We start from the raw sequence: 16,579 nt of genomic DNA on the forward strand, positions 1-16,579 counted from the left end.
CTGAGTGGACGTGCCTGCGATCGCGAGAGAAGAGTACTCCCTTTGATGTGATCCAGACAACGCCTCTCGCCGGCGACTGCCGGGCCGGGGTCACGCGGGTGGGTCCGGCCGGAGCACGAGGGCGTCGCTCGGGGCGTGGGCCCGGACGCGCCCGGAGAACGTCAGAGCGCAGAGGGCGCCGACCACCCATGCGCTCGAGACGATGAGGAGCGAGGTGCGAAACCCCTCGGCGCCACCGCCGAGGATGACCATCAGCGCGACTCCCAGGGCGCTCCCCGCCGTCATCCCGAGGCTGCGCAGCACCATGCTGAAGGCGAGCGCGCTGCCGGTCTCGGTGCCGGGGACGTGCGGGACCATCAGGACGGGGATCGAGGCGAAGGTGAACCCGCTGCCGAGTCCGCCCAGCGCCATCCACAGCAGTACCTGCCAGAGCCCGTGGGGGAACACGGCCAGCCCGACCGTGGCGATCAGCGAGAAGCCGCAGCCGGTGGGCAGCAGCATCCGGGTCCCCCACCGGGCCGACGCGAGCCGCGCGGCCCGGCTACCGAGCACGCTCAGCACCGAGTAGGGGATGAGGACGAGTCCGTTCACCACGGTCGGCAGGCCCAGGCCGAATCCGTCGGCGTCGGGACCTGTGCCGACGGCGACGATGCTCATCGTCATCAGCGCATAGGTCCCCACCCCGGCGAACAGGCTCACCGAGTTCGGGCCCGCCAGACCGGGTCGCGCAGCCAGGGACAGGTCGATGAGCGGGTGACTGGTCGCCCGGGACCACAGCACCCAGACCGCCAGCATGACGACGCCCCCGGAGCCCAGCCCCCAGGTCCACGGCGAGGACCAACCCCAGTGGGCGCCCTGGGTGAGGGGGAGCAGGACGGCGACCAGTCCGACGCTGAGCATGGCGCCACCAGTCCAGTCCACCCGGGCCGCCCGGTCGACAGAGCTGCGCGGGACGAACCACAGGGTGAGGACCGTCGTGCCGGCGACGAGGGCGAGTCCCAGCCCGTACGCGGCGCGCAGCCCGCCCAGTTCGGCCATCGCCGACGACAGCGGGAAGCCCAGCCCGGCTCCCGCGATGCCGGTCACCGAGAGCAGCGCGATGGTGGAGGTGCGCCGTTCGGGCGCCATCTCGTCCCGGGCGACGGCCATCGCGAGTGGGATCAGCGCCAGCCCGAGTCCCTGCATCGCGCGGCCGGTGACGAACAAGGAGAACGCGGGCGCGCAGAGCGACAGGACGAGCCCTGTGACCACCGTGCCGAGCCCGGCGAGCAGGGTCCGTCGACGGAACCTGCCCGCGCCGATTCGGCCGAGGATCGGCGTGCTGACGGTCGAGGTGAGCAGCGGCGCGGTGAGCGACCACTGCGCTGCGGTGAGGGGGACGTCGAACAGAGTGGCGATGGAGGGGATCAGGGGCGTGCCCAGGCTGCCGACGACGGCCCCGACCGTCGTCAGCATTGACAGGGCGAGGACGAGGCCGCGTCGCCTGTCGGCGGTGTCGACGCGGGGGGATGCGGGCGTACCGGAAGTCATCGAGGTCCTGACGCAACGGGGTCGAGGGCGATCTCGTCCGTGAACAGAGGGTACTCTTTGAGGGCCCCGGCCGCACTGTGCATCGTCGTGGAGGTCGCGGCCGCCCGGCCGCCCCCGGCCGTGCGGCCACAGTGGACGTGCGCGGCCGCGAAGTCCCGACGCCTCGATTGACCGCATTGTGACGGCGATCTATGGTCTGTGTCACGGAGCCGCTACGGCGGCTCGACCCCCGCCGCCTCCCGTGCGCGGTCCACCGTCGTCGCCTCCGCCGGTTCGCGGTACCAGTGCGTTCGACTGCGGTCCCTTGTCCCTGTTGCGCCCCGGTCTCGACGAGGAGAGGAGTGGTGCGCGTGCAGACCTGGTCTGTAGGCGAGTTCACGATCACGAAGGTGGTCGAGCTGTCGGTCGAGGTGGGTCTGCTCGACGGGCTCATCGCGGAGGCGACCCCGGAGGTCGTGAAGAGCGTCGGCTGGCTGTGTCCCGACTTCGCGATCGAGGACGGCCGGACACTCTGGGACGTCAACTCGTTCGTGGTGGACACCGGAGACGCGGTGGTCATGGTCGACGCGGGGTGCGGGAACGGCAAGTCCTTCCCGATGCAGCCGGTGTGGGACACGCTGGACACCCCGTTCCTGGAGGGCCTGGCGGGCGCGGGCTACCGACCTGAGGACGTCGACGTCGTCCTGCTGACCCATCTCCACCTGGACCACGTGGGGTGGTGTGCGACGCGGGACGCCGCGGGCCGCTGGGTGCCGACCTTCCCGAACGCCGAGGTCTGGGTGGTGCGCGAGGAGTACGAGGCGTTCCGCGACCCGGCCGAGGTGGAGTGGGTCGACAGCGCGGCGCTGCAGGCCCAGCGCGAGCTCATGTACCAGCAGTCGATCCGGCCGGTGGAGGAGGCGGGGCTGTTGCGGATCGTCCCGGCGGACGCCCCGGTCGCGCCCGGCATCCGGCTCTACGCGACACCGGGGCACACCGAGGGCCACCACAGCGTCCTGGTGGAGTCGGACGGGGCCTCCGCCTTCGTGACCGGAGACTTTATCCACCATCCGATCCAGATCGCCTTCCCGGACTGGAGCTCGCGCGTCGACGTCGACCCGGCCGAGTCCGCCACCCGGCGCCGAGCGCTGTTCGAGTGGTGTGCGGGCACCGACCTGGTCCTGCTCGGGACCCACTTCTCAGGGCCGGGTGGCGGACGTGTCGTCCAGGACGGGGAGGGATACCGACTCGTCCCGGTCGGGGCGTCGCACCTCGACGCCGACAGCTGAACGGCACGCGTGCCCCGCCGACCGGCACGACCGGGCGGGGCCGCCCGCACGACGTCGGAGTCCTCGACGGAGAGGTCGAGCAGCATGGTGAGAGAGAAGTGCCCGACGGGTGGATCCGAGCCGCAGGACCGGGTCCACCTGTCGATCGCCCGGACGGCTCCTCGCCGTCTCCCCGGCGCTGGTCGTCGCGGCCACGACCGCGTAGGGGGGCGGTCGAGCGGCCTCAGGGGCGGCCGGGCCGGACGACTGGCGCGTGGATGCGGGACCCAGTCGCCGGCGCTGCCGGACATCGTGCTCGGCAGGTTGATCTTCGGCACCGTGGTCGGCGTGAAGCGGCGGGCGAGCTGGCTGGTCGAGTCGTGGGCACAGCCCGACCCGCTCCGGTCGGACCTGGCGATCGAGCCCGGGTCACTCTCCACGACACATGCAGGACTTCGACATCGACCATGAGGCGGCGGCCGCGCTGTCGGTGTGGGAGCCGCGGGCGGCCCCCCCGCAGGCCTTCCGGTCGCTGCTGGGCGAGGGCGTCCAGAATCCGGGCAAGTACCGTGATCCCCGGCTCGACGCACGCGATGGGGCCACAGCGCGAAGGTCGCGTTCGAAGGCGGCGAGCTGCGCCGGTTCGGCAACGTCGGCCAGGGAGTCGACTACTCCTCGACCTACATCCGCAGATGACGGGTCCGTCGCGCCCGAGACGTCGTCCCGGGCGCGGCGGCCCACCCGCCCGTCCGTCATTCGGGGGCGCGAACAGCGAAGGGAGACCGGGTGGAACTCGGGCTGCACGTCACGGACTTCACCATCCCCGCCGGACCCGCGGGTCTCGCCGACGAGCTCACCCGGATCGCGGTCGTCGCCGAGGAGGCGGGCTTCTCGCGCCTCAGCGTGATGGACCACGTGTTCCAGATCGAGGCGTACGGCCCGCCGCACCACGCGATGCTCGAGGCCTACACCGCCCTGGGGTTCCTCGCCGCACGGACCGAGCGGGTCCAGCTGCTGGCCTGGGTGACCGCGGTGAGCTACCGCGAGCCGGGCCTGCTCGCGAAGATCGTCAGCACGCTGGACGTGCTGTCGCGGGGGCGGGCGATGCTCGGCATCGGTGCCGGCTGGAACGAGGAGGAGGCCCGTGGACTCGGGCTGCCGTTCCCCTCGACGAGGCAGCGCTTCGAGCGACTCGAGGAGGCGCTGCAGATCTGTCTGCAGATGTGGGGCGCCGACGACGGCCCCTACGACGGGACGCACTACACGCTGCAGCGGACCTTGGACTCGCCGAAGCCCCTCAGCAGACCGCACCCGCCGATCCTGATCGGCGGCAGTGGTGAACGGAAGACGCTCCGCCTGGTCGCGAAGTACGCCCAGGCGTGCAACCTCTTCTCCGGTCCCGAGCTGCCGCACAAGCTGGATGTGCTGAAGCGGTGGTGCGACGAGGTCGGCCGGGACTACGACGACATCGAGAAGACGGCGATGTACCGGTTCGACGCCCGGGATCCGGAGGGCATCGTGGAGGACCTCCGACGGCTCGGGCGGCTCGGGATCGACCACGTGCACGGCGTCGTCGAGGACGTCTGGGCGGTCGAGCCGCTGCGGATCATCGGCTCCCGCGTCGTGCCCGCCGTCGCGACACTCTAGACAGCCCGGGCTCCTCCTGCGCGGTCCTGCCCCTCGACCGACCGCTCCCCGCTGCTGGCGGTCGGGTCGAGGAGCCGTCGGGCTCAGGACATGCTCAGGATCGGGCTCCCCGGACGAGTCGGCCGGGGAGGGCGCCGGTCGCCTCACCGTCGGTGTAGGTCTCCCGGCCGGCGACGACGGTGTGCCGGTAGCCGTCGACCCGCTGCAGCAGCCGCCGTCCTCCGGCGGGCAGGTCGGCGTGCATCTCCGGACGGTGCATCCGGAGATTGGGCAGGTCGACGACGAGGAGGTCCGCGCGGTACCCCGGCGCCAGCACGCCGCGGTCGGCGAGGCCGACCGCGCGCGCGGTGTCACGGGTCTGCCGCTGGACGAGGAACTCGAGCGGGATCCGGTCGCGGTGTCCGAGCAGCGTCGTGGTGAAGCTCGCGTCGCAGATCGTCCCCACGTGGGCGCCGCCGTCCGACAGCCCTGGAATAGTGTTCGCGTGCACGAGCAGCTCGCGCACGGCGTCCAGGTTGCCGTCGATGTAGTTGGCGCCCACGACGTACAGCATGCCGCCCGCGGCGATGATGTCGTAGGCGAGCGCGTCCGGGTCGGCGCTCCGATCGGCGATGCTGGACGAGGGCGGGGGCTCGTAGTCGGGCGGGTCGCCGAGCTCGTACATCGACGAGTACTCGTTGATCAGCCCGCCGCCGACCCGGTTCAGCTCCTTCTCTCCCGTCTGTGCGGCCAGCACGGCGGCCCGCACCTCGGGCCTCCGCATGAGCCGCCGCTGCTCCTCCACGGGGAGGTGGGCCACGCGCTCCCGCCACACCGTGTTGCGCATGAAGGGGTTGAGGGTGTTCTCCAGCCCGAGGATGAGTCCGATCGCCCGCGGGGCGACCTGGCCGCGGATCTCCAGCCCGTCGGCGACGGCCTCCTCGAGCAGTGCGACGACCGACCGGTGTCGCGAGGAGTCGTACGGGAACTGGGTCAAGGTGAACGAGACCGGCCGTCCGGACTCCTCCGCCATGCCGCGGATGATCGAGAACTCGGCCTCCACGTCGGGGAAGTCGGTCACGACCTGCAGGACGCCGCGCCCCGTCCGGCCCACGGCGCGGCCGATGGCGAGGAGCTCGGCGGCACCGAGGCCGTACGACGGGGTGAGCCTGCCGTCGATGCTCTTGTGGTTGAGCGTGCGCGAGGTCGTGAAGCCCAGGGCACCCGCCTCGACCGCCTCGGCGGCCAGCCGCGCCATCACCGAGACCTCCTCGGGGGTCGCCTCCTCGTGGGCGTTGGCGCGGGCACCCATCGCATGGACCCGCAGGGCCGCGTGCGGGACCTGCACGGCCAGGTCGATGTCGAAGCTGCGGGCGCCCAGCACGTCGAGGTACTCGGGAAAGGACTCCCACGTCCAGGGGAGGCCCTCGTGCAGGGCGATCCCGGGGATGTCCTCCACACCCTCCATCAGGTCGATCAGTCGGTCCCGGTGCTCGGGCCGGGCGGGGGCGAAACCGACGCCGCAGTTGCCGGTCACCACGGTGGTCACGCCGTGCAGGGACGACGGCTGCAACCTGCTGTCCCAGGTGGCCTGGCCGTCGTAGTGGGTGTGCACGTCGACGAAGCCGGGCGCCACCATCGCGCCGTCGGCGTCGATCTCGCGTCGTCCGGGTCCTCGCACACGGCCGACCTCGACTATCCGCTCGCCTACGACGGCGACGTCGGCCGTCCGCGGATCGCCGCCGTTCCCGTCGACCACGGTCCCGCCCCGGACCACTAGATCGAACTCCGTCATCCGACATCTCCGATCGACTCGTTCGCCCTCGTACGTCGCCACTGCGTCAACGTCTCGCCGTCCGGTTGGTCTTCGAACACCGCCTCGACCTCGGCGCCGATGACCACCTCCTGCAAGGGGTCGCCCAGCAGGTTCCCGACCAGCCGAACGCCGTCCGCCGCGGGCAGCTCGACCAGGACGACGAGGTAGGGGCCGAATCCCGCGAGGGCCTCGTGCACCGGGTGCCAGCACCGCTCCCAGCTGAAGACACGACCGCGCGGCTCGACCCGCTCCCAGCACAGGTCGGCCGAATGGCATCGATGACAGATCCATTCCGGCCCGAACTGCCAACCCCGGCAGTCGGCACAGTGCTGGACGCGCAGTTCGTGGCGTCGGGTGCCCTCCCAGAACTCACGATCGAGGCCCTCCCGGTGGGGCACGGGCCGGGGGAGACCGGGCGGCAGGTAGCGGCCCGCCCGGCGATCCACTTCGGACATGGGTGGTGTCTCCTAACGGCGCAGGATGAGGCTGCTCACCAGCTCGGCCATCGGGCCCGAGCACACCATCGACGTCTCGGCGTCGGGAACCTGGTTGGGCGAGTTCCCGCGAATCTGGCGGACGGCCTCCACGACGAGCCCCAGCCCGTGCATGTAGCACTCGGCCAGGTTGCCCCCGCTGGTGTTCAGTGGGCACTTGCCGGTGCCGACCGAGAAGTTGTCCAGCGTCATGTACTCGACGCACTCCTCGGGCTCACAGAAGCCGTGCTCGACCAGGCTCATCATGACGCCGCCGGTGAAGTTCTCGTAGGACTGCACGACATCGATGTCCCGCGGTCCGAGCCCCGCCATCGCGTACAGTCGCCGCGCGACGTTCCTGGTGTTCGCCGAGGCGTAGTCGGGGGCGTTGTGAGCAGCGGCGGACTGGCGGGGGTCCGCGCCCTGGGCGGCGGCCATCAGGATCGCCGGGCGCTGCCGCAGGTGTCTCGCTCGGTTTGTGGTGGTGAGGATGACGGCGGCGGCGCCGTCGTTCTCCTGGCAGCAGTCGAAGAGATGGAACGGTTCGACGATCCAGCGGGACCGGTCGTAGAGCTCCGGGGTGAGTGGCCTGCCGTACATCACCGCGCGCGGGTTCTGCTGAGCGTGGTGGTAGGACGCCAGCGCGATCGCTCTCAGCGGCTCCTGCGTCACCCCGTGGTCGTGCATGAAGCGGCGGACGCGCATCGCGAACAGCTGGGCCGCTGAGAGGACGCCGTAGGGCGCCTCGTAGGAGGAGGGCCATTCGGCGTGAGGCGAGGTCGAGGCCGTGCCGAACCGGCCGAACTGTCCCTGGGCTAGGCCGCGGAACACGCACACGTACCTGGCGTACCCGGCGGCGAGCGCGGCCGCGGCGTTGGCGACCGCGGCCGCGCCCCCGCCACCCCCGCCACCCCACTGCATGGTGGACAGCGCCAGGTCCCTCGCCCCCAGCGCCGTGGCGATGCGCGTGGGCGCGTTCCGGTCGTCGCTGAACGAGCAGTAGCCGTCGATCTCCCGCGGGTCGATCCCGGCGTCCTCCGCCGCTGCTCGGACGGCGTCGAGCACGAGCCGGAACTCGGGATGGGGTGAGCCGCCGTGCCGGTAGTACTCGGTCTCGCCGAGCCCGACCACCGCGACACCGCTCCCCGCGGTCCGGCCGGTCATTGCGACGCGGCCCTCTCGAGGTCCGCGTCCCGTTGCTCGCGGCCCTGCAGGTTGGCGGAGCTGGTCAGGATCGCGGCCACCACCGCGCCCGTCACGGTGAAACCGATGATGAGGAAGGCGGGCGCGTGGATGTTGCCGCTCGCCCCGACGAGCGCGGCGGAGGCGAGGGGTGCCAGCCCGCCACCGAGGGCGCCCGCGATGCTGAACCCGGCTCCGATGCCGGACAGCCGGTACTTGACCGGGAACAACCGGGTGGCGATGGCGAAGACGGGTGACGATGCGGTGTTCGAGCAGATGAGGGCGACCAGGTAGACGAGTCCGACCAGGACGATGTCGGCGCTGGCGGCCTCGATGACCCGGAACACGGGGTAGATGACCGCCGCATGGGCGAGCAGCGCGCCGACGAGCACCCACCGGGCGCCGAACCGGTCACACAGCACACCGCCGAGGAAGTTCCCGATCACCCCGAGTGTCAGGGCGATGGCGGACAGCCAGAACACGGACGTTCGTGGCATGCCGATGACGGTGATCAGATAGACGTTCATGTAGCTGAGCAGGACCGCGCCCGGCGCGACGATGATGAGCATGAGGGTGACGAGCGCCAGGATCCGCTGCCAGTAGGACCGGAAGGTCTCGCGCAGCGGCGCGCTCGCTACCTGCTGCTTCACCTCCAGCGCGGTGAAGTCCGGTGTCTCGTCGACACGCCAGCGGAGGAAGACGACGAAGACGGTCAGTACTGCCGAGATGAGGAGGGGGACCCGCCAGCCCCACGTCGTCATCGTCTCGGCGCCCAGGATGACCGAGCACAGACCGACGACGGCCGGTGCGAGGGCGGACCCGATGTTGGCGCCGCTGGCGATGAAGGACTGGAAGAACCCGTGTCGTCTCCCATCGCCCGACTCGGCCACCAGCGTCGCCGCGCCCGCCTGCTCGCCACCCGACCCGAAGCCCTGGACGAGCCTGGTGACGAGCAGGAGGATCGGCGCTGCGACGCCGATTGCGGCGTATGTGGGGAGCAGCCCCATCACGGTCGTGGCCCCGCCGACCGCGACTATCGAGACCAGCAGTGCTTTGCGGCGGCCGTGGCGGTCGCCGAACGTGCCGAAGAACAGCGCTCCCGCGGGCCTGGCCAGATATCCGACGGCCAGCAGACCGAAGGAGGCGATCACCGAGAGCGTGGGATTGTCCGCCGGGAAGAACAGAGGCCCGATGAAGACGACCAGGAAGGCGTAGGCGACGTAGTCGTAGAACTCGATGATGGATCCCGCGAGGCCTGCGACGGTCGCCCGTCGCATCCTGGTCCTCGCGCGCTCGGTCTGGCCCTCGCGACCGCCGGTCGCCTCCGCGAACCGATGAAGGTCTGAATCTGTCACAGCCTCGCTCCGATCTGGAGAACTGATGCATGCGCGCCGTCATCGGCGCGGATGCCCTCAGAACGGGTCTGCGGGGAGATCATCGGTGCCGAGGATCTGTTCCGTGAGTCGACATGGGGCAGCGCGATCGCGAGATAAGAGTGGCCCCTATCGGAGGCGAACCGTAGGGGCGCCGTTCGGAGTTGTCAAGGTGGGTCGTGGCTCGGCGATCGGCGTGATCCGCAGGGACGGGTGGATGTCCGAGCCGGTGTCGGGACGGCATGTTGCGGCGGCTCGAAACGTGACCTAGCATACGGTCATTCGGTCATGCGTAGGACAGGAAGACCGAGTGTCGCCCATTCGACGCCGTGCACCCGGGAGGGGAAACCCTTGCTCATCTCTGCAAGCCGGACCGTCGCCGCCGAGACGAGCCGGACCCGCCACCACGACGTGCGCTTCAGCGGCCACGTCACCGATCTGATCGGAAGCCGTTCCGACTCACTCGGTCGCCCGCAGGCGTTCCTGGTCGAACAGGCGCCGAACTGGACACTCCGACCCCATTACCATCAGCGCACCAGTTTCAGGTGGTCGTGGAGGGTTCGGGTCGGTTGGGCAACCAGCCGCTCGAACCCGTCCACGTGCACTACACCTCGCCGCAGACCCCCTACGGCCCGATCGTGTCCGGTGGCGACGGTCTGACCTACTGCACGATCCGTGCCGCGAGCGTCAGTGACGGCTTCTTCATGCCGGAGTCGCGCGCCCTGCTGTCGCGGCGGCTGACGAGGACCCATCTGTCGCCCGACCGGGTCACTCGGACGCCACGGTCGACCCTGGGCGGTCTCGACCGGGCGGAGGTCGACCCCCTCTTCGAGCCGGGCGAGGACGGCGTCGCCGCCTGGACGGTCCAAGCACCACCGGACGCGGACCTCGAGCTGCCCGCCCACCTCCACAACGGCGGCCAGTTCGTGTTGGTCGTCGGTGGGGGTCTGGACCTCGCCGGGGCACACGTGGGCCCGCTGGGGGTCGCACACCTCTCCGTCGAGGAGGCCGGTCGGCGGTGCCGGGCCGGGCGAGACGGCGTCCAGCTCGTGCTCGTGCAGTTCCCGAGGGCGAACCGTTAGCACTCGAACGAGAGCGGCCGCCTCTGCGGTCTCGCCAGGCGCAACCGATCCATCGAATCCGTAGGCCGACACCGACGACGGCCGAGAGAGGCTCGAGCTGTGGACGACACGAGCACCGAACCACGATGCCCGCGACTTCGGGGTCTGCGCGTCTGCGACCTGTCCGGCCAGCTCGCCGGCGCGGGCAGCACCAGGGTCCTTGCCGCCTTCGGAGCCGAGGTGATCCGAGTCGAGGACCCGGTCCGGCAGGGAAGGTGGGACGTCACCCGCGGCATCGCACCGTTCACCGACGAGCGCCGCGGGATCGAGCTCGGTGGTGCCTTCAACCAGTTCAACGTCGGCAAGCGCGGGGTCACCGTCAACCTTCGCGACGAGCGGGGCAAGGAGCTGCTGCGCAGGCTGATCGCGGTGTCGGACGTCGTGACGGAGAACTTCGCGGCGGGCGTGATGGAACGACTCGGGTTCACCTACGACACGATGAGGGAGATCCGACCGGACATCGTCTACGTGTCGAACTGCGGCTTCGGCCACGACAGCCCGTACTCGGGCTTTCGCACCTGGGGCCCCATCGTCCAAGCGGTGTCCGGGCTGTCGTTCCTGTCCGGGATCGCGGGGATGCCCCCTGCAGGCATGGGTCTGTCCTACATGGACCACCAGGGTGCCAACTTCATGACCGTCGCGCTGATGGCCGCGCTGATCCACCGGCAGCGGACGGGCGAGGGCCAGTGGGTGGACATGGCGTGCGTGGACGCGGGTCTGTCGCTCACCGGTCCCGGCCTGCTCGACTACACCGTGAACGGTCGCCGTGCGAGGACGGACACCGTGGTCGACAGCAACCACAGCTCGGCCCCCGCGATGGCACCCCACAACGTCTACCCCGCGGCGGGCGAGGACGCGTGGGTGTCCATCGCGTGTCGGGACGACCGGGACTGGCGGGCGATGGCGGACGTCCTTGACGCACAGTGGCCTCGTGAGGACTGCTACGCCACGACTGCGGGAAGGCTGGGCGCCCAGGACGAGCTCGACGGCCGGATCTCGGCCTGGACCGCGACACTGGACCGCTTCGACGCGGCGGCCCGCCTCCAGGCGGCGGGCGTGCCGGCGGCTGCGGTCCTGACCGCCGAGGACCGCATCGAGCACGATCGAGGCACCCTCGACTGGGGCCTGTTCCCCACCGTGACCCATCCCGCGATCGGGTCGGTCAGGGTGGACGGCCTGCCGCTGCACCTCGACGAGGACGACTGGTGCATCGAGCGGGCCGCGCCGACGCTGGGGCAGGACAACGACTACGTGTTCCGCGACCTCCTCGGGCTCACCGAGGACGAGCTCGCCGCGCACCGCGAGGACGGGGTGATCTGATGCTCGGTGGGGCGTTGGCCGGGATCCGGGTCGTCGAGATCGCGAGTGATCACGCGGCATCGGCGGGCAAGCTGCTCGCGGAGCTCGGTGCCGAGGTGGTGCTTGTCGAACCGCCGGGTGGGCATCCGGGCAGGCGGTATCCTCCGTTCGCCGAGGACGTGCCCGGGGACGACCGGAGTCTGTGGTGGTGGCACTACCAGTGCGGGAAACGCAGCATCGTGCTGGACCTCGAGGACGCCGGTGGGCGGGACGGGTTCCGCGAGCTGGTCCGGCACAGCGACCTGGTGCTCGAGGGCGAGCCGCCCGGTAGGTTGGGCGGTCTCGGGATCGACGCGGATCGATGTCGTGCCGCCGACGGCCGCCTGGTGTGGGTCTCGGTGACGGGGTACGGCCGTGAGACCGCGCGCCGCGACGAGCAGTTCACCGACCTGACCCTTCAGGCCGGTGGTGGTCAGATGTGGATGACCGGGTACGACGACCACCGTCTCCCCCCGGTCCGGTGGGGAGGGGACCAGGGCTTCCACATCGGAGGTGTCTGGGCGGTCATCGGCGCTCTGGTGGCGCTCCACGGCCGGGTGCGGGACGGGGCGGGAACCCTGGTCGACGTGAGCATGCACGCCGCCGCGAACGTCACCACCGAGCAGGGCAACCACCATTGGCTCGTGGCGAGACAGGAGGTGGGCAGGCTCACCTGTCGGCACGCCGCGCCGGTCGGCAGGCCGACACAGGAAACGATGGCTGTGTCCGCGGACGGGATCTGGGTGAACACCGGCGTCCCGGGGCGGCTGCCCCGTGACTATGCGCAGCTGCTGGGGTGGCTCGCGGAGCTCGGTCTGGCCGACGGGTTCGCCGAGTCGGTCTGGCTCGACATCGGTGCGCGCCGCGAGGCCACGGACTACGGTGCAGTGGGGCTCGATCCCGAGGTCACCGAGTGCCTGTCGGCCGCGCGCAGTGCAATGACCCTGATCGCGACCACGCTCAGCGCGCGGGAGTTCTTCGAGGGCGCCCAGCGTCGCGGAATCGCGTGCGGTCCTCTGTACTCGCCCGACGAGGCCATGGACAGCGTCCACTCCCGGGCCCGCGGCTTCCCGGTGAGGCTGTACTACGAGGAGGTGGACCGCGAGGTCGAGCACCCCGGAGCGCCGTTCGTCCTGCACGGGGCGCCGTGGTCGGCGCCCCGGCGGGCGCCGAAGCTGGGGGAGTACCAGCATCTCGCTCCGTCGGCACGCCTCGACCCCGCGCCGCCACGAATCGGGTTGGCCCACCGAACCTCCGAGCACGTCCGACACGAGGAGCAGAAGTGTCCCTAGTGGATCAGATCCAGGTCATCGACGCCGACTCCCATCTCCACGAGCCACCGGATCTGTGGACCGCGAGGATGTCGGCACGCAAGTGGGGCGAGAGCTCGATCCCGCACGTCGTCCGTGACGACCGGTCGGGGAACGACGTCTGGGTGATGGGTGGGCTGCCGGGCTGGCCGTCCGGCGGTGGCGCTCAGGCGGGCTGGAAGGAGTGGTTCCCGGCGCACCCGCCCCGGTTCGAGGACGCGGACCGGGCGGCCTCGGACCCCACCGAACGCCTGCGTTGGATGGACGAACACGGCATCTACGCCCAGCTCCTCTACTCCAACGTCGCACTGTTCCGGTCCGCGGAGCTCAGCAACTCGTCCTCGATGAACGAGGAGCTGCTCCTGGAGTGTCTCCGGGTGTACAACGACTTCCAGACCGAGTGGGCCGCTGCGGCCCCGGGCCGGTTCATCCCGCTGACGCAGATCCCGTTCTGGAACCTCGAGGCCTCCGTCGCCGAGGTGCTCCGGTGCGCCGAGAACGGGCATCGGGGGGTCGTCATGAGCCAGGAACCCGCTGCGTACGGCGCTCCGCCGCTCATCGACCCGCACTGGGACCGACTCTGGGCCGTCGCCCAGGAGCTGGGCCTGCCCGTCAACTTCCACATCCTGACCGGTTCGTCCGCTGGTGGAGATGGTTCCGCCGACCTCCCCCCGGAGGACGACGCACTCCTCGTGGCGTCGACGGTCGGCTTCATCGCCGGGAACCTGCGGACGCTGTCGCACCTGATGGTCGCGGGAGTCTGCGACCGGTTCCCCCGGCTCAACTTCGTCACCGTCGAGAGCGGTATCGGATGGATACCGTTCTTCCTCGAGTCCATGGACTGGCAGTGGCAGAACAACGCGGCGACGCGGGGACGAGAGCTCCTCCCGAGCGAGCTCTTCAAGCGACAGTGCTACGGCTGCTTCTGGTTCGAGGAGGGGGCGGCCAGGGCCGCGATCGACCTCGTCGGCGCCGACAACTTCATGTTCGAGACCGACTTCCCGCACCCCACTAGCCTCTCTCCCGGCGAGGCCACCATCGCGCAGTCTCCCCGGGCCCACATCGAGAAGTTCGCCGACCTGCCCGAGGCCCACCTCCGCCAGATCCTCCACGGGAACGCCGCCCGGATCTACCACCTGTAGTCGGCTCCGGCGCGGCCCATCAGGGCCTGGTCGTCCCGGTGCCGCCACCCCGGAGGGAGGTCAACGGTGTCCGCCGGTCGTCGTCGATCGCCATGACCAGTGTTCCGTCGGCCGTCCAGTAGTACGCGAGCTTGGCCTCCCACCGGTACAGGTCGGCACGGAACCAGGTGTGGACGACCTCGATCACCCCTTGGTCGCCGTGGGTCGTGCGATCCGCCGACAGGACAGGGGCGCCGATGTCGATGCCGAGCTTCTCGGCGACGGTGATGTCGGCGAGCTGGGCAGTGATGGACTGCTCCGCGTGGCTGACCGTCATCCCCTTGTCACGAAGGAGGTCGAACCGATCGTCCAAGTGGAAGTCGCGGGAACCGAGGTGCTCGGCGGCCGCCCCGCTCAGGTAATGCAACGCGTACGTGAACGGCACGTCGTCGATGAACCGGCGCACCTCGATGGCGACGCCCTCCCCGCCGTTCATGGCCAGCCGGGCCCGGACGGAATGGGGGAAGGGGACGCCGGCCCGCACGGTCTGCTCGCGGATGGGGCTGCTGCTGTTCTCCAGGATGAGCTCGGCGAACGAGCCGGTCAGCGGCGTGACCCCGGGCTCCCGGGCGGCTCCGTCGGTGACGAAGGTTCCCTTGCCCTGCCGCCGCACGACCCAACCGCGCTGGGCGAGCTCGCCGAGCGCCAGGCGCACGGTCGCCTTGCTGCAGCCGAATTCCCGGGCCAGCCGGTCCTCGCTGTCGAGTGCGCTGCCGATCGGGTACTCGTTGTTCCGAATACGCTGCAGAACAATGGCGAAGACGCGTTGCCAGCGAGGTACCGGCAGCGATTCTGCAGGTGGCATGGGAACCTCTCCGTCAGCGCTTCTCGTCCAGTGTCGGCCTCGTCGTCCGACCTGATGAGGTCGTTCCTCGTCAGGGTACCGAGGTGGTCGTCGCGGTGCCCGGTCGGCCCTGCGGCCATGTGCGGGGTGAGGCCTTCGGACTCGGGGCGCGACGACCGTCGCCGAACGTACCGAGGTCCGGACCGGTCGAGCATGGGGGATGAGATCCCTCGAACCGTCGCGGAGGTGTGGAAATGAAAAAGCCGACGTCCCTATCTGCCGAATGTCGAGTTCATTCTGGGCAGGAACCGATAAGTATCGACCATGTCGTCATCGCCTCATCGGATCTGGAGCGCTCGGCAGCCTTCTATCGCGAAGTCCTCGGCGTGACCGTCATCTCGGCAACGCCGAACTTCCATCAGTACCGGCTGTCCGGTCAGATGCTGAACGTCCACGGACCCGGACTGGTCGACGCCACGGATCCGAGTATGCTCGCCCGGCTCCCGGTGCGGCCCGGTGGCAGCGACCTCTGCTTCCGTTGGCCCGGTGACATCGCCGACGCGTGTGCCCACCTCGACCGGTGCGGTGTGGTCGTCCAGACGGGTCCGTGTCAGCGGTCCGGTGCGCGGGGCGCGGGGGTGAGCGTCTACTTCCGTGACCCGGACGGGACCCTGTTGGAGTTCATCACCTACCCCGCCGAGGACCGCGGCGCGAGCGGCGTCCCGGGTGTCATGGCGGAGTCGTCGGATTTGGGCTGAGCACGTGGATCTCGGACTGTCAGAACGTGTGGTACTGGTCACGGGCGGTTCGGCGGGCCTCGGGTTCGCCCTCGTCGACCGGTTGCTCGACGAGGGGGCACGGGTTGCGTTCTGCGGCCGGGACCCGCGGCGGCTCGCCGCTGCCCAGACGAAGCTCGCGCGACACGGCGGCGCGTGCCTCGCCGTTCGGGCGGATGTGCGGTCGGTCGATCAGCTGGAGGGCTTCGTCCGGGCCGCGGAGGAGACCTTCGGGGGAGTCGACGCCCTCGTCAACAACGCCGGGAGCGCGGCAGGCGGCGAGTTCGAGGCGAACGACGATGCCTACTGGCAGGCCGACCTGGACGCCAAGCTCATGTCCGCGGTCCGCGCGTCCCGACTGGTCATCCCGCGGCTGCGCTCGCGGGGCGGCGGCTCCATCCTGAACGTTCTGTCGGTCTGGGCGAGGACCCCTGGTGCGGGCAGCACCCCGAGCTCGGTGAGCAGGGCGGCGGGACTGGCCCTCACGAAGGCGTTGTCCCACGAGTGTGGCCGCGACGGCATTCGGGTGAACGCCGTGCTCATCGGCATCCTGCGGAGCACTCAGTGGGAGGCCGCCGCCGAGCGGCAGGGGGTGTCCCCGGAGCAGTTCTACTGCGACGTGGCCGCCGAGTACGCCATTCCGCTCGGCGCCGTCGGCGCCGCCGAGGACTTCGCCGATCTCGGCGCCTTCCTGCTCTCCCGGCGCGCGACCTACGTCAGCGGGGCCGCGATCAACCTCGACGGAGGGCTGAGCCTGGCGTAGGGACGAGCAGGACCTGGGTGGACGACACGTCGGTCCGATCGCGCGTACAGGTTCATGGG

14 protein-coding genes are annotated in these 16,579 nt (G+C 70.4%); 8 read left to right on the forward strand and 6 right to left on the reverse strand.

Annotation, left to right across the window (positions count from 1 at the left end; all coding sequences use genetic code 11):
* Positions 1-90: 90 nt before the first annotated feature.
* Complete coding sequence (locus tag PKE99_RS08600; RefSeq protein WP_051736808.1) at positions 91-1,455, reverse strand: MFS transporter; 1,365 nt, start codon at positions 1,453-1,455, stop codon at positions 91-93.
* A gap of 425 nt (positions 1,456-1,880) precedes the next feature.
* Here PKE99_RS08600 and PKE99_RS08605 point away from each other — a divergent pair, with 425 nt between their 5' ends.
* Both PKE99_RS08605 and PKE99_RS08610 read left to right on the forward strand, forming a co-directional pair.
* On the forward strand, positions 1,881-2,798 hold the full coding sequence (locus PKE99_RS08605) for an MBL fold metallo-hydrolase (protein ID WP_197040471.1): 918 nt from the start codon (positions 1,881-1,883) through the stop codon (positions 2,796-2,798).
* 765 nt (positions 2,799-3,563) lie between these two features.
* The gene (locus PKE99_RS08610; RefSeq protein ID WP_037041050.1) at positions 3,564-4,424 is read left to right on the forward strand and encodes an LLM class F420-dependent oxidoreductase; all 861 of its coding nucleotides are present in this window, start codon (positions 3,564-3,566) and stop codon (positions 4,422-4,424) included.
* A gap of 94 nt (positions 4,425-4,518) precedes the next feature.
* Here the strand turns inward: PKE99_RS08610 and PKE99_RS08615 are convergent, their stop codons facing one another.
* The 4 genes from PKE99_RS08615 to PKE99_RS08630 are packed head-to-tail and all read right to left on the reverse strand — an operon-like array spanning position 4,519 to position 9,151.
* Positions 4,519-6,198 (reverse strand): N-acyl-D-amino-acid deacylase family protein, encoded by a 1,680-nt coding sequence (locus tag PKE99_RS08615; protein ID WP_037041052.1) that lies wholly within the window; start codon positions 6,196-6,198, stop codon positions 4,519-4,521.
* Positions 6,195-6,674 (reverse strand): Zn-ribbon domain-containing OB-fold protein, encoded by a 480-nt coding sequence (locus tag PKE99_RS08620; RefSeq protein WP_063739649.1) that lies wholly within the window; start codon positions 6,672-6,674, stop codon positions 6,195-6,197. Before PKE99_RS08620 ends, PKE99_RS08615 begins: the two co-directional genes overlap by 4 nt.
* A 12-nt stretch (positions 6,675-6,686) precedes the next feature.
* Positions 6,687-7,856: a thiolase C-terminal domain-containing protein gene (locus PKE99_RS08625; protein WP_037041053.1), complete on the reverse strand. Its 1,170-nt coding sequence runs from the start codon at positions 7,854-7,856 to the stop codon at positions 6,687-6,689.
* Positions 7,853-9,151, reverse strand: coding sequence for an MFS transporter (locus tag PKE99_RS08630; protein WP_051736810.1), 1,299 nt, complete (start codon positions 9,149-9,151; stop codon positions 7,853-7,855). The genes PKE99_RS08625 and PKE99_RS08630 overlap by 4 nt, the downstream gene beginning before the upstream one ends.
* A 647-nt stretch (positions 9,152-9,798) precedes the next feature.
* Here PKE99_RS08630 and PKE99_RS08635 point away from each other — a divergent pair.
* The 4 genes from PKE99_RS08635 to PKE99_RS08650 all read left to right on the forward strand — a co-directional run bounded on the left by PKE99_RS08635 (position 9,799) and on the right by PKE99_RS08650 (position 14,158).
* Positions 9,799-10,329: a hypothetical protein gene (locus PKE99_RS08635; RefSeq protein WP_156067158.1), complete on the forward strand. Its 531-nt coding sequence runs from the start codon at positions 9,799-9,801 to the stop codon at positions 10,327-10,329.
* Positions 10,330-10,428: 99 nt separating this feature from the next.
* A complete protein-coding gene (locus PKE99_RS08640) occupies positions 10,429-11,688 on the forward strand; it encodes a CaiB/BaiF CoA transferase family protein (protein ID WP_063739650.1) in 1,260 nt (419 codons plus the stop codon).
* Positions 11,688-12,998, forward strand: coding sequence for a CoA transferase (locus PKE99_RS08645; protein ID WP_051736811.1), 1,311 nt, complete (start codon positions 11,688-11,690; stop codon positions 12,996-12,998). The genes PKE99_RS08640 and PKE99_RS08645 overlap by 1 nt, the downstream gene beginning before the upstream one ends.
* Positions 12,998-14,158, forward strand: a complete 1,161-nt coding sequence (locus PKE99_RS08650; RefSeq protein WP_269322920.1) for an amidohydrolase family protein — start codon at positions 12,998-13,000, stop codon at positions 14,156-14,158. Before PKE99_RS08645 ends, PKE99_RS08650 begins: the two co-directional genes overlap by 1 nt.
* A gap of 19 nt (positions 14,159-14,177) precedes the next feature.
* Here PKE99_RS08650 and PKE99_RS08655 read toward each other — a convergent pair whose 3' ends face one another.
* Positions 14,178-15,002 (reverse strand): GntR family transcriptional regulator, encoded by an 825-nt coding sequence (locus tag PKE99_RS08655; RefSeq protein WP_081923779.1) that lies wholly within the window; start codon positions 15,000-15,002, stop codon positions 14,178-14,180.
* Positions 15,003-15,235: 233 nt separating this feature from the next.
* Between PKE99_RS08655 and PKE99_RS08660 the strand changes: the two genes are divergently transcribed.
* Both PKE99_RS08660 and PKE99_RS08665 read left to right on the forward strand, forming a co-directional pair.
* A complete protein-coding gene (locus PKE99_RS08660) occupies positions 15,236-15,739 on the forward strand; it encodes a VOC family protein (protein WP_051736812.1) in 504 nt (167 codons plus the stop codon).
* 4 nt (positions 15,740-15,743) lie between these two features.
* Positions 15,744-16,520, forward strand: a complete 777-nt coding sequence (locus PKE99_RS08665) for an SDR family oxidoreductase (protein ID WP_037041059.1) — start codon at positions 15,744-15,746, stop codon at positions 16,518-16,520.
* Positions 16,521-16,579 lie beyond the last annotated feature (59 nt).

It is taken from the genome of Pseudonocardia halophobica (assembly GCF_027922425.1).
In the GTDB taxonomy this organism is placed as follows: domain Bacteria; phylum Actinomycetota; class Actinomycetes; order Mycobacteriales; family Pseudonocardiaceae; genus Pseudonocardia; species Pseudonocardia halophobica.